We start from the raw sequence: 22204 nt of genomic DNA on the forward strand, positions 1-22204 counted from the left end.
CGACTCCTGTGACCCGTGAAACGGATCGACGGCTGGCAGCGTAAGTTGTCAAGTACTCGATATAAGTCCCATAGGATTCGCCCACCTGAGACCTGGAAATCTTGCCATATCGGCATCCGTTGAATGGAGCTCGGCCTGATGCTCGATGGCAAGGGCGGCGAGATGCGCGTCCGTGGTCAGGCTGCCGCCTGACCCCACTGCTTCGAGAAGATCAAACAGGATGTCGGCATGACGGTCACCGGGATGGACAAAGACTGTTTGCGGCCTGTCGAGCCAAGTCCTAACGCGCGCACAAACGCTGCCCACGTCCATGGGATTCTCAAGAATCCTCGGGTTGGTGGCAATGCGGATGAAGCCCAGGACAGCCACCCAAGGGAGGCCGACGCTTCCTGTGCCATTCATCAAGGTTTCCCACCAGTCCCGCGCCGCCCGATGCCGGCGGGATTGGGAATCGTGGGCGTACACCAGCAGATTGACGTCGGGAATGATCACCGGTCGAGGCGCCGGGCTACCTCACTGGCCTCCAGTTCATCGACAAGCTGATTGAGCCGGTCAACATCGACGCCCGGTCGGAAGCCGAACGCATGCGGTTCCACTTTGAAACGAGGGGGCCGCGCCGGCTTGCCACGGATTCCCAGACCGACGCGCAACGCATCGTTGACGACGGCCTTCATACTCCTGTTTGTGCGCCGTATTTCGCGCTGGAGGAGCAACTCTACATCGGCATCAATGGTCAATGTGGTGCGCATCGTTGGCATCATGATGTGCGTGCTTGCTGCTGTCAAGATGCTTCCAACTGCGAAAAGAATTCGCAGCTCGTCAACTTCGGCCGCCTGACGAGGTGTCGCGCGCGTCCATTCGTACCGAGCCTCCCCGGTCGCAAGGGCCGATACCAGCCATCCGCAGCCGATCCTCTCGCTGTCGCCGGGCGTGCATGAACCGAGTGTCCGGCGCGGGCATCGTTAGGCTCTCACACGACGCGCCGTTGCACGACGCGCTTGGGCGAAACCGCCGCAACTCGCGAGCTGTCCCGCGGACGGCGCTTGCACTGACCCGGTGCGGCTCTACCCTTGTGGGCGAAGCCCGATCGTCGGGCACGGGAGGAAGCACGCTTGCGGAGACAAACTAATCGCTAGGGGCCCTGCGCGGCCGGTCGCCCCGACACGCCGCGGGCCGCGAATCAATCAGGAAATCAGGATTGATCCGGTTCGTTTAATCGACTTCGATGGAACCATGGTGGGCGTCGTCCCGCTCGAAGAGGGACTCGCACGCGCCGAGGATGCCGGGCTCGACCTCGTGGAGGTGTCGCCCAATGCGTCCCCGCCGGTCTGCAAGATCCTCGACTACGGCAAGTTCCGCTACCGGGACCAGCGGAAGGCGCGCGAAGCCAAGAAACGGCAGCGCACCTTCGAGGTCAAGGAAGTCAAGATCAGACCCAACATCGACGGACACGACTACGCCGTGAAGATGCGGTCGATCACCAAGTTTCTCGACTACGGCAACAAGGTAAAGGTCACCCTCCGTTTCCGCGGACGTGAACTGGCGCATCAGGAACTCGGCGCGCAGGTGCTCGAGCGCATCCGCGGCGAACTGTCCGAACGGGTACGGATCGAGCAGCTGCCGTCGATGGACGGTCGCCAGATGGTGATGGTGGTGGCTCCCGTCCAGGGACTTGGCCACGCGACCCAGGCGGTGGAGGCTTCCCTTGCGGCGCGGCAGCAGGCGCCCGACAGCACCGCTCCGGCTGCGGCTGAGCCGGAAAGCATGCCCGCCCCGCCAGAACCCGAGCCGGCAGCAGTGGAAGTCGAGCAGCCGCTCCAGGCGTCGCCATCCGACGACGAAGCCCCCCTCGTGGCGGCACCGGAGACCTGACCGGACGGGATGTCCCGTCGGCATCCCCTGCCGTGACTGCCAGCCTCACCTACCTTGCCTCGACCGGCGACGTGCGCATCGCGTATGCGCGCGCTGCCGGCTCCGGGCCTGGCGTCGTGTTCCTGGGCGGCTTCATGTCGGACATGACCGGCACCAAGGCGACCGCACTCGAGGCCTGGGCGCGCGACCGGAGCCGCGCTTTCGTCCGGTTCGACTATCGCGGTCACGGCGCCTCGGAGGGCGCATTCGAGGACGGGACGATCGGCACCTGGCTGGCTGACGCGCTGGCCGTGCTGGACGGGGCAACCGAAGGCCCGCAAGTCCTCGTCGGCTCCAGCATGGGCGGCTGGATCGCCCTGCTTGCGGCGCGCGCGCGCCCTGCGCGGATCGCCGGTCTGCTCGGCATCGCGGCCGCACCCGACTTCACGCGCCGCATGTGGCAGGACGAATTCGGCGAGCGCGAACGGGAGGCCATCCGGCGCGACGGGCGCGTGACCGTTCCGTCCGAGTACAGCGAAGACGGCTACGTGATTACCCGGGACCTCCTGGACGAGGCCGAGCAGCACATGCTGCTGGATGCGCCCATCCCGATCCGCTGCCCCGTCCGCCTGCTGCACGGCATGCGGGACGAGGCGGTGCCCTGGGATACCTCGCTCCGGATTGCCGAGCAGCTCGAGGCCGATGATGTCGAGGCCACCCTTGTCGGAAGCGGCGACCACCGGCTGTCCGAACCGGCCGACATCGAACGAATGCTGCGCACGCTCGAGGACCTCATAGAGGCGGCTTCGGGCCAGGACAGCTGACCCGCAAGCCGCGACGCTCCACTGCCCGGCCGGGCACTGCCACCAGCGCATCGGCGCGGGACCTCTGCAGGCGGGCAATAGTTTTGGCGAATCCGGGGAAAAGTTTTGCCCGCCTACAGGCGCCGCCCCGGCCGGTTCCAGCACACCCTCGTACGGTTCTGACCTCACCAGCCCCCGGTGACGTCGATCCGGTGGATGCCGCGCCCTTGAGCCTGCAACCACTCAGCGAAGCACCACGCCGCTCCTGCCTGCTCCGACGTCTGTTGTCACGCTGCCGCCCTAAGTTCATATCCTCTCTGCATGGGCAGAGCCCGCCTTCCCGGATCTTTCGGGAGACCTCTGATGCTCACGCGCCGCCGCGTCTCGCTTCTCGCCGCCATCGTGTTCAGTTCGGCGATTCTCGCCCTCAGCGCCTGTGCCGGCGGCGGCAAGCGCCCGGCCGAAGGCGGTCAGCCACGTCCCAATCCCATGCATATCCGCCGGCCCAGGCCGATCGTCCGGCGACGGCGGGTTCGACCACGCCGCGGCCGTCGACGCGGGCGGAAGCGGCCAGACGGGCGTCGCTCCAAACCTGCCCGCAATCGGAACCGCGGCCGCCGGGGCCGTCGCGGCCGCGGCGGACGCCGCGCGCGTCGTACCCGTGCCAAGAGCCGTTGACGGCCGCAGCGCCGCCTGCCAGCACTGGCGAACCGACGCCGATCAGACCGCCGCGAATGCGGCGAAGTTGCGAGCGCGTCACGAGACCGCGGGTACTCCGCGGCCGGCACCAGCAACCTGCCAGCGCGTGACGGGCAGGCGTCCCCGCCCGGGCGCGGGCATCCTGTTGTGCCGGGCGCCAGCGCCTGAATCCGGCCGATCTGCCAGGCTGTCGACGGCGGTTCCTCTCCGAAATTCGACCGGTGCCTCGTCCCCGTCTGCTCGCCAGCTTTGATGACCTGTAACCGACGGCCTTGGCCGCGGCGGCCGCACGCGGCCAGCTGTGCGGCGTACTCCGAGCCTCAGAACGACGCACGATCTCCCAAGACGGTCGAGCCCGCGCTTCCCACAGAAATTGCGTGCCGTCGATCAGGCTACGGCCGGCACCGCTAGGCACTCCCGAGCCATCGCGTCGGCAACCTGCTCGGGCGGGCGGTCGCTGCTGCCGCTCGTCCGGAAGATCGCGTCCAGGCGATCACCGATCTTCGTGACGTCCACGCTCACGGTGGCCCGGTCGTAGGCCTCGCCCCGCCGGAGAATGTCCCATGCCACGCTGATCAGTCCGCCGGCGTTGATCACATAGTCAGGCGCATAGAGCACGCCGTCCCGGTGCAGCGCCATGCCGTCCCCGGGGGTTTCAAGCTGGTTGTTGGCAGCACCCGCGATCACGCCGGCCTTGAGCCGCCGCCGCGTCACCGCATTGATAGCGCCGCCGAGCGCGCACGGCGCGAACACCTCCGCCTCCGCGCCGGCAATCGCCTCCGGCTCGACGGGGACAGCGCCAAATGCGCGCACCGCCCGTTGCACGCGATCCGCCACCACATCGCTCACGATCAGCTGCGCACCGGCATCGTGCAGCAGCCGGGACAGGTGGAAGCCCACGTGCCCGAGACCCTGTACGGCGACCGTGAAGCTGTCGAGACTGTCAGCGCCGTAACGATGCCGAACGGCGGCCCGGATTCCGTGCAGCACGCCCAGGGCCGTCATCGGTGACGGGTCCCCGCTGCCGTCCGCCACGCCCGCAACATGCCGGGTCTCACGGCGCACCTCGTCCATGTCCTCCACCGACGTGCCCACGTCCTCGCCGGTCACGTAAGTCCCGTGCAGATGTTCCACTGCGCGGCCGAAGGCCCTGAAGAGCTTCGGCGACTTCTCGCGGCGCGGATCGCCGATGATCACCGCCTTGCCGCCGCCCAGGGGCAACCCGGCCAACGCCGCCTTGAAGGTCATGCCGCGGGCCAAACGCTGTGCGTCGGCCAGCGCATCATCTTCACTTCCGTAGCTCCACATGCGGCAGCCGCCCATCGCCGGTCCCAACGTCGTATCGTGGACAGCGATCACGGCGCTCAATCCGCTCTCCGGCTCCCTGCACCGGAGGATTTTCTCGAATCCGGGAATCACCAACGTCTGATAGTTGATCAGGTTCACCTCCTTTGGCTTATGGCCGGACACTTCTCCAAGCTCTCAGGCCGTCACATGCACCTGCTACCAGTGATATGGGGACGGTGACGACGCACCGCCAGATACCTCACGAAATCGTGAATCGACCGTTCCGATCGCACGCATTGCGCGTGCTCGCTGTCAACTCCGCCAGTCGCAGCCGCGCCGGCTTCCCCGATCCCGCACTGCACACGCGCCGCCACCACTGCGAACGCGCTACGATTCGCTCCACCAAGCCGACGTCGGATAGGAAACCATGCCTGAAATCATCAATTACGCTCGCCAGCGCATCGAAGCGGGCGACCTCGCGCTCGGCGTCGGCCTCCGCCAGGCCCGCACGGTCGACATCGGCCCCATCATGAAGCGTTGCGGCTACGACTGGCTGTTCATCGACCTCGAGCACAATACGATGACCCTGGATACGGCGGCGCAGATCAGCGTGGCCGCCCAGGCGGCCGGGATCACGCCGGTCGTCCGCGTGCACGCGCTGGCATTGCACGACGCGACACGGGTACTCGACGGCGGCGCGCTGGGAATCGTCGTGCCCCACGTCGACACCCCGGAACGCGCCGCCGAGGTGGTCGCCTGGTGCAAGTACCCACCGATCGGCAGGCGCTCGATCACCGGCGCGCTTCCCCAGCTTGGCTTTCAGTCGCTACCCATTCCGGAGGCGACCGAGGCGATCAACGCGGCCACACTCGTCGTCGTCATGCTGGAAACACCACTCGCCATCGAGAATGCCGAAGCCATTGCGGCGGTGCCCGGAATCGACGCCCTGCTCGTCGGTACCAACGACCTCGCGATCGAGATGGGGATCCCCGGCCAGATCGGCCACCCGCGGGTCGCGGAGGCCTATGACGCAGTGCTCTCGGCCTGCTCGGCCCACGGCACCTATCCCGGCCTGGGCGGCGTCTACCAACGCGATCTGATGGAACGGTACGTGGGCATGGGCTTCCAGCTGATCCTGGCCGGCAATGACCTCCCGTTCATGACATCCGCCGCGACCGAGCAATCCGCGTTCCTGCGCAGTCTTGAACCCGGCTGAAGCGATACGTGTCATGCACTCGACTTGCCGGCATCGTGCTGACCTGCCCCCAACTGAATTGGTCCACCGTCGAGGTGAGTAATCGGAGGACTGCGCTTGCCATTTGCACGATGCTGCCGGGAGCCCCCAATTCCTGAGCACGCCCGATTGCGAGGAGGACGACGGGAGAGCGGCGACGTGCTTGAACGATGCGATGACGGGGTCTGGCTCCCGGCCACTGCGGACGCGGAACGGCCCAGCGGGGCCACCGACCGGCTCGTTAGGCCCCGTCCCGCGCGTCCCCATATCGCGCCAGGTGGCAGTTCGCCGATCAGATGGTGAAGAGATAGCGATAAAGCTTCAGAATCAGTTGCTCTTCATTCTCTTCCAGCCATAGCCGCGCGGCGGGAGGCAGCGTCATCGTTCGGCAGGGTTGGTCCGCGATCATGGCTGTCTCGGCCGCATACGCGCCGAAAGCACTGCGCGGCTCGATTGCGTCGCCCGGGCCGTACTGGAACAGCCGCGTGCCTTTGGCATCGTAGGCGGAGGCCTGACCTCTCACCAACAGCTGCAGGCCGTTCTGCTGCTCACCGATCGAGACAATGGCTTCACCGGCGTCGTAATCGCGAGGCTCCAGCCAGTCCTGAAGCTCGTCCACTACTGCCTCGAAAAGAACTTGCCGGTCGAGATGGCGCTCCATATCGCCGGCAACGCGCTCCAGCAGCGCGTCTCCCCAGCCATTTTCCTTGTGCCGGTCCGCCCGCCGCGCCGCGAGGACATGGTCCTCGCAGTGCTCCAGAGCGCGGTCCGCATTCGGCTCGAACCGAAGGTTGTCGCAAACGGAAGGGGGAAGATTGCGCTCCAGTCCGTTCTTGAGTTCCTCCGCCAGGGCGCAAAAAACGACCTGCACGCCAGCAGACCGCGCGGCGTGCGCAAACCTGCAGAGGCCGCTGATCGCCGAAAAGTCAAAACCTGAGACGCCACCGAAATCCAGCAGGATGTAGTCCGTTCGCCGGTTACCCGTCCAGGACTGCTTGAGGCGATCAATCAAGGGGCTCACGCTGCCGAAGAACATGTAGCCGCGCAGGCGAAAGCCCTGTATCCGTTCTCCCTCCATCCGCAGGATCGCGCGATCGGGAATGGGACGGATCCGCTTGCTGTGATGCTCGCGGGCAGTGAAGGTGGCTTCGATCAGTCCTACACGGCTGAGGCGGACGGCGAAGAACACCATGGTGATCGCCATGCCGACGCCCACTCCCTCGAGGAAGCCGAACGACACGATGGTGACGGCGATCAGCAAGAGAATCGCGTACTCCGCCCAGGGCGACCGCTTGCGGCTCTTCACGATCCACTCATCCAGTAGATCGAGGCCGATGAAGAACAACGACCCCGCGATGAGCGGCAGGGGAACCAGGTTCAGGATCGAGTCGCCCAGAAGAACGACCGAACCCACCACCATGGCGGTGACGACGCCGGTCAGCCGTGTGTCCGCCCCGAACCTGTGGCTGAGGATCGAAAACGTAAACAACAAGCTGCCGACCGAGCCGGCGCCCAAGCCGGCGATCGCACTGGCTCCACCCGCTGCCCTGAACTCCCGGTTCCAGTCCAGTTCCACGTTGGTGGCCAGCTCGAGGCCGCTCAGATGCATCGCGACGGCGATCAGGGTCACCACGATCAACGTCAGCACGTTGGGAACCTGTGCCGCCACCTCGGCCCAGTCCACATGCGCCAGATCGCGGAGTTCGAAAGGAGGCCACAGGCCCCCTGTCGCCGTGCCGGCGAACAGCAGGCCCGCCGCCCTGGCCTCATCTCCGGAAAGCCCGATGACGGCAAAGACCAGGTGATAGAGCCCGGCGACAAGCAGGAGACTCGCCGGCAGGATGAAATGACTCTTCCAGCGCTTCGTGACCAGGAACAGGCCGAGGCCGTAGACCACGCCCGGGACCCATCTCCACAGCGAAGCGGGCTCCAAGAGCGTGGGGAGCGTCTCCAGCGTTGCCCCCATCAGCGACAGGGCTGCCGTGCACAGCATGACCCCGGTTCCGGCGATGAACCCGCCCGCCACCGAATAGGGAATGAACTGGATCAGCTTGGCGAGCCGAAAATGTCCCACCAACAGAAAGCAGACGCCCGTCGCCACCGAACCGGCAATCACGACCGTGGCGGTGGTCATGAAATGCGCGAGGGCACTGTCCTGCGGGCCGATCGTGGCGCCGATCGCGACCAACACCATCGCGGAAGGCACCGTCACCATCGAGAGCGCGCCTCGGTAGCCGCTGGTGAGGGCAATCACCAGGCATACGACGAAGCCGCCGAACACCACCATGATCGTGCCCTGAGAGAGAAACGGCGCCAACGGGCCCGAAAAAACCAGCGCTCCGACTGAAATCAGGTATGCCGAGCCGATGATTCCCACGACCAGGCCGACCGACAGCGCCGACAGCAATTTTGTCGAGCGCAGGTCGGTGCGGAGTTCGGAAATCAGATTCATGTTCGGGGATCGCGTTGGCCCGACCTGCGATGCGCGGAGCCAGGCCGCGGTCCCTCGCAGGTTCCGGTACGCCCACGAGGGCATGTCCGCTGAGGCGTCAGCGGCGGGTAAGAGACGTTCCGATAACCCCAAACGAGCCGCCTGGAGCCGCTTCGTCTAGCCCTGGATTGCTCGCGGTTCATTTCCGCGGGACTTCTTCCTGCATACGGCGCGTCTCCTCCGGCCGCTTCCGAAACAAGGATCGGGCGCGAGAAACAAGCGCGCCGGCGCGGACTACACGCCCTCGACAAAGACGAAATTGGAGTTGCTGGAGCGGGCCTGTATCTCCTTGGGGCGTTCGAACTCCGGCGAGTCGAACCACGCCCTTGCCTGGCCCACACCGGCGAACTCGATCACGACCAAGCGGCCAGGCGTCCAGTCACCCTGCGCCACCGCGAAGCTGCCCCCGCGAATCAGATATTTGCCGCCATATCGCTGAACCGTCGCCGGAGTCACCTCAATGAACTCCGCAAATTGTTCCGGGTTCGTAATGTTCATGTCCGCAATCACGTAGCAAGCCACTTGCTGTTCCTTCCGTGGTTCCCACGCAGTAGTGACGCGAGGGGACAGTGTGTCGCCTTGCCGATATCAGGGTCGACCGTGCCGCCGTCGAGCATCTGCGCGAGGAAGGTGGTGAACCGGCAGCCGGCCCGTATGCAGGCGACGGAATTCGCGCCCTGCCGTTCGGCCGGTTCGCGTCTGCCATGCGCGTTGAACGCAAGCACGCGCCGGGCGAGGACCGGCCTGGTACGACAACGCAAGAAGGCGGTCGAAAGCTTCGTCCGGTTTCACGCGGGGTCCCCCACGATTGCGCGCCCGGCAGCATTATCGAATTCTCGTGTAAAATTGGTGTGCGAATCGACTGTATTTCGGTAGTACTTCAGTAAAGCTCGGCCAACGAACACAGCCCAACCGCTACCGACAGCCGGACTGATCGCATAACCGACAACGTGGACCACTCGGTGCACCGATGCGGCGAAGGAAGAGCCTTGATGCGTTCCGACGACACGACGCGCGGCAACGAAGTCCCACGCGAGCGCAGTTCAGCGCTCACCGACGCCGTCCTTCGAATCAACGCCTCTCTCGACCTCGACACCGTTCTCGGAGAGGTGATGGAGAGCGCCCAGTCGCTTACCGGCGCCCGGTGGGGTGTGATCGCCACCGTCGACGAGCTGGGCGCGCCGCGGGATTTCGTGTTCTCGGGCTTCACCTCCGAGGAACAACACGAGCTGTACACCTGGCCCTACAGCGCACGCCTGTTCGAGCATTTCCGCAGCCTGCCGGGACCGCTGCGGCTCGACGACCTCTCGAGCTACGTCCGCGCACTCGGCATCGAGCCCGCCCCGGCGTTTGCCCGCACCTTCCAGGGTACGCCGATGCGCCACCGCGGCACTGACGTCGGCAGCTTCTTCCTCGCCGACAAGGCAAACGGGAAGGCGTTCACCGACGAGGACGAGGAAGTACTGACGGTGTTCGCATCCCAAGCCGCCGCGGCGATCGTGAACGCCCGCACCCACCGTGACGAGCGCCGGGCCAGGGCCGATCTCGAGGCGCTGGTCGAGACGTCGCCGGTCGGGGTCGTGGTGTTCGATGCGAAGAGCGGCCGGGCAGTGTCGTCCAACCGCGAGGCACGGCGGATCACGGAGGCCCTGCGGACGCCCGGCCGGCCGGCCGAGGAGCTCCTCGAGGTGGTCACCTTCCGGCGCGCGGACGGGCGCGAGATCTCGCTGAGCGACTTCCCGATCGCGCAGCAGCTCAGTGCCGGCGAGACGGTGCGCGCCGAGGAGATGCTGATCTCGGTGCCGGACGGGCGCAGTGTCCGGGTGCTGATCAACGCAACGCCGATCCATGGCGAGGACGGCACCGTGGCGTCGGTGGTGGTCACCATGCAGGACCTGGCACCGCTCGACGAAATCGAGCGGATGCGGACCGAGTTCCTAAGCCTGGTGAGCCACGAGCTGCGCACGCCCCTGGCAGCCATCAAGGGCTCCATCGCCACTGTGCTGGACGCCGGGCAAGCACTGGACCCTGCCGAGCTGCGAGAGTTCCTCCGCGTCATCGACGAACAGGCCAATCACATGCGCGGCCTGGTCACCGACCTGCTCGATGCGGGGCGCATCGACGCGGGCACGCTTTCCGTCTCGCCCACGCCCACGGACGTGGGCGACCTAGTGGAGGGGGCGAGAAGCACCTTCCTGAGCAGCGGCGGGCGGCACGGCGTCACCGTCGACCTGCCCTCGGGCCTGCCGCCGGTGATGGCCGATCACCGGCGTATCGTGCAGGTGCTCAACAACCTCTTCGCCAACGCCGCGCGGCATGCACCGGAATCATCGCCCATCCGGGTCGCGGCCCTGCGCGAGGGGGCCCATGTTGCGGTTGCCGTGTCCGACGAGGGACGTGGGGTCGCCCCGGAGCTGCTCCCGCGCCTCTTCAGCAAACACGGTGGTACCGGCGAAGGTGGAACGGCGACGGGCCACGGCCTGGGACTTGCGATCTGCAAGGGGCTGGTGGAGGCGCATGGCGGCCGCATCCGGGCGACAAGCCCCGGTACCGGCCTCGGCACGACGGTCACCTTTACGCTACCTGCGGCCGGCGAAGCCGGACAGCTGGCTGCCAGACTCCAGGCGACGCCGCGATCGGGCGAGCCAGCACGCGTCCTGGTGGTTGATGACGACCCGCGGATGCTGCGCCTCGTGCGCGACACCCTGTCGGCGGCCGGCTACGCCCCGCTGGTGACGGGCGAGCCGCACGAGCTGGCGAAGATCATCCGCGCCGAGATGCCTCGGCTGGTGCTGCTCGACCTGATTTTGCCTGGCCGGGACGGTATCGAGCTGATGCAGGAGATACCCGAGCTCTCCGACCTCCCGGTTATCTTCATCTCCGCCTACGGCCGCGACGAGACTGTTGCCAGGGCGCTCGAGGCAGGCGCGGCCGACTACATCGTCAAGCCGTTCTCGCCCACGGAGCTGGTTGCGCGGGTCCGCGCAGCGCTGCGGCGCCACGAGGAGCCCGAGCCGTTCGTCCTGGGCGAGCTCGCCATCGACCACCACCGGCGCCGCGTGACGCTCGCCGGAAACCCGGTCCCGCTTACTGCCACTGAGTACGAGCTCCTGTGCGTGCTGTCGCTCGCCGCCGGACGTGTCGTGACCTACGAAACGCTCCTGCGGCAGATCTGGCGCGGGCGCCATCACGCCGAATCCAACCCAGTGCGCGCCTTCATCAGAAGTCTCCGCCGCAAACTCGGCGACGACGCGGCAGCTCCGACGTACATCCTCAACGAGCGCGGCGTTGGATACCGGATGCCCCAGCCAGGCGAGGCATGAGAACGCCCCCAGGTCTCCGAAACCGATCGACCCGCAAACGGCCACGACCGACGCGCCTACGCCTTACAAGACAACGGTAACGCGCGGGTACGGCCAAGGAGATCGGCTCCGGCGTGCCCGAATACCGCATTGATTTTGATCCGGGCTACCGCACCTATTTCGACATGGACGGTCCGGCGCCGATCATTCTTCTGGGCGAGGGCATAAGGAGCCGGCTGCAACAGGACGTGGAAGCCACCCGGATCCTTTGGTGCGATTACAAGTGTCGAACCCGCGATCCTCGGACCGGGTGCTTCGGGCAATCCGGGACCACCTGCGTCCCCGCCATCTCGTTGGCATCGCAATGAAGGACCAACGAGACGCGGCACGGCTCCAGAAGCAGACGATTGACGGCTTCGTGCGCGCGAGGCCGCACCGCGAGCATCGCTTTCACTCCTGCAAGCGATCCGACCGCACGTTCGAGGAGTGGGACGTGCCGCCATCCCAAGATCAGTGTGCGCTCACAACGCCCAACGCAGTGCCGCCTGAAGGTCCCACATGGACGTGCTCTCGGTGTCAGGGCCCAGTCCCAACCCGACATCGCTGCTCAACGTGGCGCTCAGGCGCGGCGAGAACTCCTTGCGGACGCCCACCTGCAACCGCGCCCAGGAATCCGCCAAGCCGGATCGGAACTGGTATCCGTAGGCGGCAATGGCACTGTCTTCTTCAAAGTCATGCACGAACGCCAGGTCGCCGTAAAACCGGACTCCGGAATCCGGCATGACGATGCCAACCTCCAGGCCCAACGCCGCGTCCAAGGCTTCGTCGTGCTCCTGCCGCACGGCGACGCCGTCGCTGTCGGTGAAACGATCGAAATCCACGCCGGTCCAAGCGACGCGCAACCGTGGCGTCATCCGGAAGCTACCCACGCCAAGTCGCCAGCCCGCTTCCGCCGACACCCCCCAGGAATGTCCATCGATGCCGGTCGACAATTCCCGGCGCCGGTAGTCCACATCGGCTTCCCAAAGGCTGAAGCGCGCCTCGGTGGCCGCATAAGGCCCTCGTTTGCCGAACCAGGTCAGGCTCGCCCCGCCGCCGTACCCGAATGCTTCCGCATCCGACGCCGCCGCGCTTCGACCGTTTTCGACGTTGGCATCCACCCGGAACACGTGCCCGGTGAGCGCCGCCCGGAGGTCGATGTCCAGTCCGTCGATGGGCCGGTACACACCGACTTGCAGTTCGCTGCGGTCTTCCCGCCAACTGCCGCCGTCGAACGGGCGATTGTCGGCGTGGGCGTTCTCGTTGCGCCGGCCCCCATGCCGCACCCGCAGCCAGAGACTGCCGGGGTCGGGATCCGACCATGCATCGCCCGCGTCGGCCGGGTCGCGCAAGGTGCGGCTGAATCGTTCGCGCACGAGTTCGGTAAGCACCGAATAGGCGTAAATCTGGGCCAGTGCTTCCGTCGCATTCCAGTATCGGGCGCGCTGTAGAAACGCCTGCGAGTCGTCCTGCCATTCCGCAAAACCGATGCGGCGATCGTCGGTCAAGTAGTTGATCCGAGCATCAACGCACGTGGCGAGTCCCTGGTCGTCCCTGTCGAAAGCGAAGCCTCCGTACTCCACCGCCGGGTCGAGCGCTGTCACGACAAAGCGCGAGTTCGAGTTGCGGGACACCTCCAGGTTGCCCACTTCGCCGCGAGCGATGGCATCCACGCGCCCGCTCGCAAGGGCATCCAGCTGGTCCTGATCCGTGGACGTGAGGAGCACTTCCTTCACCGTGCCCGTTGGCCCCTCGATACGCACGCGGTCCGCCAAGTTCTCGCTGGAGCCCGCAGCGGTAACCTGATAACGGGCGCTGCCGTCGGCAGTCAGGGAAGTGCCGTCGGCCAGGTGAATTGTGGTACCCGCCGCCAGATTGCCATTCGCTCCCGCCACCCCGGTCAGCACCAGCAGCCGCTGCTCCCCGGTCGTACCGCCCAACGCCGCCACCCGCGCGGGGCCCAGGTCGTCATGCGACGCGTAGCGATGCGCGTCCTCAGCGCGCACCAGCAGCGATTGTCGAAATGCGATATGCCCGGAAGTGAACGCCACCTGCTCCACGCCATTGGCGTCACGCGTGCGCGCTTCCAGTATGGTGATGCCGCCTCCCACAAAGTCGTAATCAGGGCCCGCCGGCCGCAGCCAGATGTCCGGCCAGGTATTGATGCCCCTTCGGTCGAACGCAAGGCCAGCGTCGGCCATCGTCTCCAACGCGGTCAGGAGGTCAGCCTCGTAACCGCGATGGACATTGATTCCGGGGCCGTGCGGATCCAGGTTCTCGCTGAAACTCACCGGTCGGAAGTCCGCAAAAAAACCGTACGTCAGCCGCCGGTCATCCTCGATGCAAGATTCCCCGGAAAGGCGATGCCCGGCCGTTTCCGCATGTGCGGCCATTGCCGCTGACGCCCACACCACGGCGCACAGTCGCAATCCATGGCGGACGCTGGCTTGCGCCAATCGGGCGATGCCTCGCGATCGATGCCGTCTCGCCGCGTGCTGCGTGTCAGCGCCGACCGTGCCTGTTACCAGCGTCATTTCCGGGGTTAATGGGCCTGGGTAACGAAGCGGCCTTGCCTCAGGGACCCTTGGTCATGATTCGCGACCACGGATTTGACGGATGAGCCGCTTGAGTGCCCTGATCATTTCTTCGTGTACCGGGGTCCCTTCCGGCGCGTTCCGACGCGCTTACTTCTCATGCCACGGAAATTGCTCTCTCCGCAGTGCCCGTCGCAATTGCGTGGGAATGATACCGCATTGACGGGCCATTTCTGCTGCACGCGCTGGCATGAGCGCGTCTCTCAGCTTGGGTGAGGATCGACCTGCATCCGACGTGTCGCTGTGTGCGCAAATGCTCCCGGCGTGGCATCCACCCGCATGTCCGCGCCCAGTTCTGCCTACATCGGCTGGCAACCTGATGGCCCGGGGCTCCTCGTCGGGGGCTCATTGAGAAGTATCTCCGGACGCCAATAGAGCCTCTCTGCGTGACGTCTCCGACTCCGTTACCACCCTAGGCGAGGCCGGCGAACGCTACCCTGGGCGACGTTCGGGACCGGGACGATCCACCGCGATCTTGTCCCTCGATGGCAACTGCGAATATCTGCACAACAGCCGACCAAGCAATTCCCCACCGCCTTCCCAGACGATCGCGAAGTGCGGGTACCGGTCTTGTTCAGAATGCCGCCGCGCACGGTTGCCTGATTCTGCCGCTCTGATCAGAACGAGCGGACGTATCCCACCTGAACGCCAACCTCGCGCACGCCGAACCGGTGGTTGATGCGCGGCATCCCGAGCGCCGACCCATCCCCTCCGGTGCGGAACTCCAGCTCAGCTGCCGAGTACCGGACCTCGAGCCCGACCCGGCTCGCCAAACTCCCCCACTCCACGCCCACTCCGACGACCCACGGGTGTAACGTGCGATCCGCCACGGTCCGGATCGCTTCCCCGCCGATGTCGGAACCGCGCCGCAGGGTCGCCCGCTCCCAATGCACGCCGGTGACGACGTAGACCGATCCACCTTCACCCAGCAGACCGCCCGGCGCGTACCCCAGCCGGGCGTTCATACCGAGCCCGCGTTTCCGCTGCACGCTCCACGGTCCCGGCCACACGTCCCGGTCGCCAACGCCGGTACCCTCCCGCAGGTAGCCTGTCGGGCCGCTGCCTCCGTGGAGCGCCGCCTCCAACTCCCCGGAGACGTACAGGCGACCGGTGACGAAGGTTCGGTAGCCGAGCGATGCCCGTACCGTGCCAACTCCGTCCTGCGCCTCGCTGGTCGCCGTCTCGTAGCTCGCGGGCGGCACGTCGAGACCGATTCCCTTGGTGTATTCGGCGTTTGTCCGGTTCCATCCGGCTGCCACGCTGACGTACGGCCCCTCCTGCGCACTCGCGTACTGCGTGGCCGTGAGCAGTAGAACGCCGGCCGCAAGAAGCGGGACCATGTAATTTCGCATCCGGTCACCCAGCAGGCCATTCCGCTGCGACCCAGACGGAATGACATCACTCCGCCGACGCAACCTCCGGATCGTACGCGATATTTTCGGCACTTGTACCCTTGGGTTGACAGCAGGTGCAAAAATGTTTGCAGTATGAACATATAAGGAACATGCAGAGGTCTCTGCCCACTGAAGACAGGAACTCCAGGGACACCACCGGCAGGCGACCCCGTCCTCCTGCACCTCACGTTCGTCTGCCGCGCCCGCATCACGCCAGCCGGCCACCGCCGCCTCGGAGAGGTTCTCGCGCTCACGTGGCAGCTCTGCAACGCGGCCCTCGAGGAACATGTCGAGGCCTGGCACCGGCAGCGCCGCTCGATCCCCTGGCAGGACCATTTCAAGAGCCTCATCGCGCCGCGTCGTGATCCGCTGTTCAGCGACTTCCGCGCCCTCGACCTCCGCATCTGGCGCGCCCCGCCGAGACGCGTCCGCCTCCAGCGGCGCATCGCCCGCGCGCGACGCGGTTCCCGGGGGACGCCGGCAGGCGGTCCGGGCGCCCGGGCGCTCCTGGCAGCGGCTTCGCAACGCCGACCGGCGGGCCGTTGCCCGCTTTCGCAAGCGCCGAAGCGGCTGGCAGCCGGCCAGCATGACCGTAGGCGAAATTCTTGGCGCCCATCACGCGGGGCATCATCGTTGAGGCTGTTGGTTCCGGCTTCCTCGGTCTTCCCCCTGCTTCAGGAGGGCCGGCTTCCGTATCGACAGGTTCGAGCCGTGCTCGGCATTCAGGCATGTTCCAGCCTGCATGGCCGCTGAACCCTCCGAGGCGGTCCCCTTGCCAGAGTGCTTCAGTCCATTCCGTGACTTCCATGAACCGCCCGGACAGCCGCCGATCGGACGACAGTGGTTGGGCGGGAATCGTACCCACCAGAGAGAAGCTCCGTCGAACAGCGCACTGAAGTTCGATCTAGTCGTAGTAGTCCTCTCCGGTTCGAATGGCCGACCATTGGGCAAGGTCATGGCCACACATGACCGCCGCTCCCGATCGCTCAATCCGTTTGATCTCGGCTTGGGACTTTGCATGCAGGTCTCGGTTCCACGTGTTCTTCGGAACGATCCCCAGATCCAGGTGCTTTCTGAGAGCTACCGCGTCGGAAGCCAACAGGAATGCGCCGCTATTCGGCAGGCCGGCGAGGACGCCGGTCAGTCCTGGCGTATGCCCGGGGAGCGGCAACAGCACGATGCGCCCGTCACCGAAGATGTCCACCTCACCATTGATTTCAACGATCGGCATCGAATGTTCCCAGTCGGCGCTGAAGTAGCCCTTTTTCTCCATGTCCGGGCGCCGCGCCCGCGCAAGTTCATCCTCATGGACATAAATGGCCGCCCTGGAGAAGAATTCGTTGCAGCCACAATGATCGCAATGCAAATGGGAGTTCACGACGACGTCGATATCCGCAGGCCTCAGGTTGACCCGGCGAAGCTCGCTAACGACGTTCTCGTCGTCTCCCATGATCGGAACCACCGACCTGGCGAGATTGCCCCATCTCTCCTGCGGGTTCTTGGCAACCATCGGGTGGCAACCAGTATCGAACAGCACATTGCCCTGTGGATGCCGAAACAGGAAACAGGCAACCGGCAGGTCGATGGTTTCCTCGCGCGCTGCATCAGGCAAGTAGATGTGTTTCGACATCCGCACGCGACCGCCGGAAAGAACGTGCATCCTCACCTGCTGGAATCCTTCCTCGAATTAGATGTCTTCGAGTGCGAACAGGGTAAGCGGCCCAGCGGGTCAGGCCACAGGCGACAGCCGTTCGACCTTGAGGTCTTCGGCGTGCTTCATAGCTTGCGCCAAATCGTAGGCCGCCTGGAGTCGCAACCACGTGTGGGCACCGCCCCCGAATGCCTTGTCGAGGCGAATCGCCATTGCCGGCGAAATGCCCGCGTGACCGTTCACGATGTCCGAAAGCTGCTTGCGGCTGATCCCCAGGTGCTTTGCCCCTTCGGTGACGTTCAGCCCCAAAGGCGCCAGACAGTCATGCCGCACCGAAAGGCCCGGATGCGGTGGGTTCTTCATCGGCATCGCTTGTTCTCCCTAGTGATAATCGACCAGATCGACATCGCCGGCATGGCCGCCCTCGAAGCGGACGATCACGCGCCAGTTGCCGGACACGGTGACCGACCAGAAACTTGCGAGATCGCCCTTGAGGCGATGCAACCGGAAGCCGGGCAGGTCCATGTTGCCGGCCTCTGATGCCTCTTCGAGCCGCGCGAGGATGCGCGCGATCTTGGCCGCGTGTTCCGCCGGCACCTTCCGCCGATCGTCCCTCTCGAACAGCAGCTTGAGGCCCTTGTGACGGAACCCAAGTATCATGTGAGAAGTGTAACCTCCCGCTTCCCATATTGCAAGGAAACCGGTACACTCGTCGAGCATTCAGCTGACGCGTAGCTGCGTCTGTCGGCAAGCCGCCATCGCGGCACCGGAGCGCACCCTGGGGCTGACGCTGCCCGTGTCCCGGACCGCTGCTGCGGGACCTTGCAGCCCGCTACGTTTCTGGCTGGTTCTGCCACGGCCTGAGCAACAGGTCGCGGTGGACCAGCACCGCGAGTGGCCAGCCCGGCCGCACCTTCAGGGTCGGCTGGACGTCGAGTTCCCGTTTCACCAGCGCGCCGGCGGCCTTGTCCGTTCCATCCTGCACGGACTCCCGGAACGCACGGGTCACGTCGCCTTCGTTCGCCAAGGCAAGTTCCGTGCCGATGCCGAGCAGCGACGACAGCAGGATCCCCCGGGCCAGCCGCCAGCCGTGCATGTCGACGGTGTCGCTGATCCCGGCATGGCCGGCCTCGTCGGTCGCCGGCAGGTTCTCGATGACCACCGACGTTCCGTCCGGCAGGATCAGCCGGTGCCAGACCACGAGCGCCCGTTCCTGTCCGAACGCTACCTGGCTGTCGTAGCGGCCGAGGAGGCGGGTTCCGCGCGGCAGCAGGAGGACGGTGCCGGTCACGGAATCAAAGACGTCCTCCGTCAACTGGGCCACGACAAAGCCGGGGAGGTCCGAGTTCAGCCCGGTGATCAGCGCTGCCCGGAGCACGCTGCCGGCCATCACCTGCCACGGCGACAGCGGCTCTTCCAACAGATGCGGGTTGTAGATGTCGGCAGACGGCGCGGCTTCGAGGAACGCCTGCATCCGGGCCTGCCGGCCAGGCTCGCTCGCCGGGATCAGGCCCGGTTCGGGACCGGCCGGGACGCCGGCGTCAGGCGCCGGACCTGCAGCGGGCGGGCCGGCTCCCTGGACGCGAAAGAAGAGCTCCGAGCGCAGGGCCTCCGTCGCCCGCTTTGCCAGCCGTTTCCGTTCGGCCGCATCCTCGTCGGCCGGCAGGCCTGGCGCCGCCTCGTCCGGCACGGGCGGCGGCACGGGTTCGGGCACGGGCGCGAACGCGATCTCCTGGTAGGTCTCCGGCAGTCGCTCGATCGCCTCCGGATGTGGCTGGCCGGGATGCCAGACCTCCTGGACGGCGCCGCCTTCCTCCCGCGGCGGGGAATCGAGGGCCACCGTGAAGACGCCAAACACCGCCAGCGCGGCAGCGCCTGCGAGCACGGCCAGGACCCTGCGGTTGATGCGCGTGACCCGGCGTGGCGACGCCCGGAGCTCAAAGTCGGCCGGATCGCCCTTCGCGGGTGCCTCGCCGGCACCGTCGGGGCCGGGCGGCAATTCATCCGTCACCTCGAGACCGGGCAGCGGGAGTTCGGGCTCGGCGTCGGGCGGTAGCCCGACGCCCGGAGCAGTGGGTGCCGACGCGCCCGGGCCGCTCACGACTGGCGCTCGATTCGCACCACCGTTTGCGGGTCCGTGCCCAGCCTGAGCTCGGCCACCTCGAACAGACGATCGACTACGTAGTACGACCCGCGTACGCGGTAATTCACCAGCGCCACCTCCCCCTCCGGTCCGATCAGGAAGAGAGGCGGCGCTTCGGCCGTTCCCGACGGGAACTGGATGAAGACGCGCCGGCCATCGTCGAAGGCCCGGACTGGCCGCCAGGGCGGCTGGTCACCGAGGATCCGATAGCCGAAATGCAGTGCCTCCGGCCGGATGCCGTCCGCCGCAGCGGCGCGATCCGGGCCCCGGCTCTTCACGGCCGCCGCCCGGAACGCCAGCTCCTCCTCCGGATACGTCCAGGACACCGAGGCCATGTAGGTGATGTCCAGCGACTGGAGCTCCACGTGGTAGACCCGCCGGTCCGTCGCGATGACGAGGTTCGTCACCAGCTTCGACGCGGTCGGTTTCACCAGCACGTGCGGGCGCAGATTGGCCCCGCTGCCGCTCGCCGTTTCCGCCACTTTCCACCGGACGGTGTCCCCGGCCGAGAGCGACACCAGCTGCTCGCCCGGGGCCAGGGCCAAGTCCGTGACCTGGCCGGGAGCGGTATAGACTTGGTAGAGCGCGCCTTCCGTCCATGGATAGACTTGGATCGCGTTCACGTAGCCGTCTGCCGCCGGTTCCAGGCGGGCCACGGCATTGGCCGCCCGCACCCGCTGCGCCGGGTCCGCGCTGGCCCTTTCCGGCGCCACGTCGCTCGCGAGTGCCGACGCCACCGGCTTGAGTTGCCCCGGCAGCGGCAGCGGGGTCGGCACCGCGACCACCTCGGCCTCGGGCTCGATGATCCGCGTCGCCGGCACGGCCACCGCCGGAGCGGAACCGGGCCCGGGCCCGCTCCCGGTAGGGGGTTCGGTCACGCAGCCGGTCGTGACCACGGCAACGAACAGCACGGCCACACGATTCTTCATGGTTTGTCTCCCGTCACGAGGTCTCGCGACCAGTGGAAATCGGTGATGTAGATCCCGAGCGGATTCGCCCGGAGGGCTGCGGCATCGGCGGGTGGCTGGACGACATAGGAAAGCAGGGCGGTATGCCGGCTGGTTTCGGCCGCCCCGCCCCGGAGCGATTCGTCCTCGCGCCAGCGCAGTTCGAAGCTGGTCGCCGATGACCGCACGGCGCTCGTCATTTCCACCGTGACCGTGCGTACGCCGACGTCCCGGAACGGCTCCGCCGTCCGCGCGTAATCGCTGAGACGCGTCGCGGCCCGACTGGTGACGAACGCGTAGGCGCGCAGCCAGTTCTTCCGCAGCACGACCGGGTCGATGGGAACCGCCCGGACGTGCTCCACGAATTCCGCGAGGTGGTAGACGATCTGGCCGTCGTTCGGGCGATGCCCGTCCAGGGCCGGCCCCACCGCCCGCACAGCGCCCAGTGCGTCGACTTCCACGACGTAGGGCACCACGCTGCTGCGGCTCGCCATGTGCCAGAAGCCGGCAGCGAGCACGCCCGCGATCGCCAGCGCGCCAAGGCAGGCGAGGCGCCAGTTCCGGGCCTGGACGCGAGCGCTGCCGAGGCGCTCGTCCCACACCTGCGCGGCTTTCTGGTACGGGGTCACCGGGGCCGGGGCGCGGCCATAGGAGACCCCGGAGCGGGTCGGAGCACTCATTGGCGGTCCTTTCTGCGGCCTCGGTCGGGAGCAGGTCCGTCACCGGACTCCCAGCCCCCATCGGCCACCCTCGCGGCGTCGCGCACCGCTGCCGCGGCTTCGCGGCGATCCGCCGTTGCGGGAGTTTCGTGGGGGCCGGAAGGCAGGCGCGCGGCCGCCCGGGCCGCGCCGGACGCGGTGTCCTGCACGCGGGCGGCACCGGCCGCGGCAATGCCCAGTGCACCCGCAAAGAAATCCCTGGCCCGGCGCGCCGTGCCGGCAGCGGCGCCGGCATCGAGCTGTGGGCCGCCGGCGATCAAGCCGCTTGCGACGGCCGGGCCGTGGATCCCGATCCCGAGCAGAGAGAACGCCGCCAGCAGCAGCGGCATGGCACGGGCGATGGTCACTTCCTGACCTTGCAGCGCGCTCGCGATGTCCGCGAAGATCGTGCTGCCGATCCCGATGACCACGGCCAGCACCATGACCTTCACGCCGGACGCCATCACGTTGCCGAGCACCCGTTCGGCGAGGAACGTGGTCCGGTTCCAGAGCGCGAACGGCACCAGTACGAAACCGGCCAGCGCCATCAGCTTGAACTCCACCAGAGTCACGAACATCTGCACCGCGAGCACGAAGAACGCGGCCACGACCCCGAGCCAGGCCAGCAGCAGAATCGCGATCTCAACCGCGTTCACCACGATTTCGGGAAACCCGATCAGTGTCTGGATATCGAGCAGGATCGGATGGGCGGCGGCGACACCGGTATTGGCGACGAAGCCTGGCCGAAGCAGGTCGTCGGGACGGATGGGCGCGGCCGACGCCGTGAGTCCGAGGTCGACAAACGACGAGAAGATGATGTCCGCCAGAAGCTCGTAATTGTTGAGGATCAGGGCAAACGCGCCGACGTACAAGACCTTCCGCAACAGACCTGCGAACACGTCGCCCTCGGTCGTCAACGCCCATGCCAACCCGGCCAGAACGATGTCGACGGTGATGAGGATCCGGATCAAAAAGCCGATGTCAGGCCCCAGCAGGCCAAAGCCGCTGTCGATGAATGTGAGGAACGTCTCGGTGAACCGGTCGACGACGTTGAGATCATCCACCTTGGCT

18 protein-coding genes and 1 pseudogene are annotated in these 22204 nt (G+C 66.5%); 5 read left to right on the forward strand and 14 right to left on the reverse strand.

Going from position 1 to position 22204, the window contains the following annotated elements; translation table 11 throughout:
• Positions 1–48: 48 nt before the first annotated feature.
• Together OXH60_12575 and OXH60_12580 are read right to left on the reverse strand one after the other, a co-directional pair.
• Positions 49–492 carry a type II toxin-antitoxin system VapC family toxin gene (locus OXH60_12575; GenBank protein MDE0712954.1) on the reverse strand — a complete coding sequence of 148 codons (444 nt, stop codon included), beginning with the start codon at positions 490–492 and terminating at the stop codon, positions 49–51.
• Positions 489–749, reverse strand: a complete 261-nt coding sequence (locus OXH60_12580; protein MDE0712955.1) for a hypothetical protein — start codon at positions 747–749, stop codon at positions 489–491. The genes OXH60_12575 and OXH60_12580 overlap by 4 nt, the downstream gene beginning before the upstream one ends.
• A 379-nt stretch (positions 750–1128) precedes the next feature.
• Here OXH60_12580 and infC point away from each other — a divergent pair.
• Together infC and OXH60_12590 are read left to right on the forward strand one after the other, a co-directional pair.
• Positions 1129–1662: pseudogene (gene infC / locus OXH60_12585) on the forward strand (translation initiation factor IF-3).
• Between the two features lie 242 nt (positions 1663–1904).
• The gene (locus OXH60_12590) at positions 1905–2675 is read left to right on the forward strand and encodes an alpha/beta hydrolase (protein MDE0712956.1); all 771 of its coding nucleotides are present in this window, start codon (positions 1905–1907) and stop codon (positions 2673–2675) included.
• Between the two features lie 1065 nt (positions 2676–3740).
• Here the strand turns inward: OXH60_12590 and OXH60_12595 are convergent.
• Complete coding sequence (locus OXH60_12595; GenBank protein MDE0712957.1) at positions 3741–4823, reverse strand: amino acid dehydrogenase; 1083 nt, start codon at positions 4821–4823, stop codon at positions 3741–3743.
• 244 nt (positions 4824–5067) lie between these two features.
• On the opposite strand from OXH60_12595, the gene OXH60_12600 reads away from it, so the two are divergent.
• Positions 5068–5856 carry an aldolase/citrate lyase family protein gene (locus tag OXH60_12600; GenBank protein MDE0712958.1) on the forward strand — a complete coding sequence of 263 codons (789 nt, stop codon included), beginning with the start codon at positions 5068–5070 and terminating at the stop codon, positions 5854–5856.
• A gap of 310 nt (positions 5857–6166) precedes the next feature.
• Here the strand turns inward: OXH60_12600 and OXH60_12605 are convergent, their stop codons facing one another.
• Together OXH60_12605 and OXH60_12610 are read right to left on the reverse strand one after the other, a co-directional pair.
• A complete protein-coding gene (locus tag OXH60_12605; GenBank protein ID MDE0712959.1) occupies positions 6167–8326 on the reverse strand; it encodes a SulP family inorganic anion transporter in 2160 nt (719 codons plus the stop codon).
• 273 nt (positions 8327–8599) lie between these two features.
• Entirely contained in the window at positions 8600–8887 is a 288-nt protein-coding gene (locus OXH60_12610; protein MDE0712960.1) for a DUF1330 domain-containing protein, read from the reverse strand.
• Between the two features lie 470 nt (positions 8888–9357).
• On the opposite strand from OXH60_12610, the gene OXH60_12615 reads away from it, so the two are divergent.
• Positions 9358–11688, forward strand: a complete 2331-nt coding sequence (locus OXH60_12615; protein ID MDE0712961.1) for a response regulator — start codon at positions 9358–9360, stop codon at positions 11686–11688.
• Between the two features lie 113 nt (positions 11689–11801).
• A complete protein-coding gene (locus OXH60_12620; GenBank protein MDE0712962.1) occupies positions 11802–12035 on the forward strand; it encodes a hypothetical protein in 234 nt (77 codons plus the stop codon).
• Positions 12036–12188: 153 nt separating this feature from the next.
• Here OXH60_12620 and OXH60_12625 read toward each other — a convergent pair whose 3' ends face one another.
• The 9 genes from OXH60_12625 to trbL form a co-directional block, all read right to left on the reverse strand.
• Entirely contained in the window at positions 12189–14099 is a 1911-nt protein-coding gene (locus OXH60_12625; GenBank protein ID MDE0712963.1) for an autotransporter domain-containing protein, read from the reverse strand.
• An 818-nt stretch (positions 14100–14917) separates the two neighbouring features.
• Positions 14918–15640, reverse strand: coding sequence for a hypothetical protein (locus OXH60_12630; GenBank protein MDE0712964.1), 723 nt, complete (start codon positions 15638–15640; stop codon positions 14918–14920).
• 958 nt (positions 15641–16598) lie between these two features.
• Positions 16599–17354, reverse strand: a complete 756-nt coding sequence (locus tag OXH60_12635; GenBank protein ID MDE0712965.1) for an N-acyl homoserine lactonase family protein — start codon at positions 17352–17354, stop codon at positions 16599–16601.
• Between the two features lie 69 nt (positions 17355–17423).
• On the reverse strand, positions 17424–17714 hold the full coding sequence (locus tag OXH60_12640; GenBank protein MDE0712966.1) for a HigA family addiction module antitoxin: 291 nt from the start codon (positions 17712–17714) through the stop codon (positions 17424–17426).
• 12 nt (positions 17715–17726) lie between these two features.
• Positions 17727–18005: a type II toxin-antitoxin system RelE/ParE family toxin gene (locus OXH60_12645; protein ID MDE0712967.1), complete on the reverse strand. Its 279-nt coding sequence runs from the start codon at positions 18003–18005 to the stop codon at positions 17727–17729.
• Between the two features lie 172 nt (positions 18006–18177).
• Positions 18178–19446 (reverse strand): conjugal transfer protein TrbI, encoded by a 1269-nt coding sequence (locus OXH60_12650; GenBank protein MDE0712968.1) that lies wholly within the window; start codon positions 19444–19446, stop codon positions 18178–18180.
• Entirely contained in the window at positions 19443–20417 is a 975-nt protein-coding gene (gene trbG, locus OXH60_12655) for a P-type conjugative transfer protein TrbG (protein MDE0712969.1), read from the reverse strand. The genes OXH60_12650 and trbG overlap by 4 nt, the downstream gene beginning before the upstream one ends.
• Entirely contained in the window at positions 20414–21115 is a 702-nt protein-coding gene (gene trbF, locus OXH60_12660) for a conjugal transfer protein TrbF (protein MDE0712970.1), read from the reverse strand. The genes trbG and trbF overlap by 4 nt, the downstream gene beginning before the upstream one ends.
• Positions 21112–22197: a P-type conjugative transfer protein TrbL gene (trbL, locus tag OXH60_12665; GenBank protein MDE0712971.1), complete on the reverse strand. Its 1086-nt coding sequence runs from the start codon at positions 22195–22197 to the stop codon at positions 21112–21114. Before trbL ends, trbF begins: the two co-directional genes overlap by 4 nt.
• Positions 22198–22204: the final 7 nt, after the last annotated feature.

Source organism: Rhodospirillales bacterium, assembly GCA_028824295.1.
Taxonomy (GTDB): Bacteria; Pseudomonadota; Alphaproteobacteria; order TMED109; family TMED109; genus VXPW01.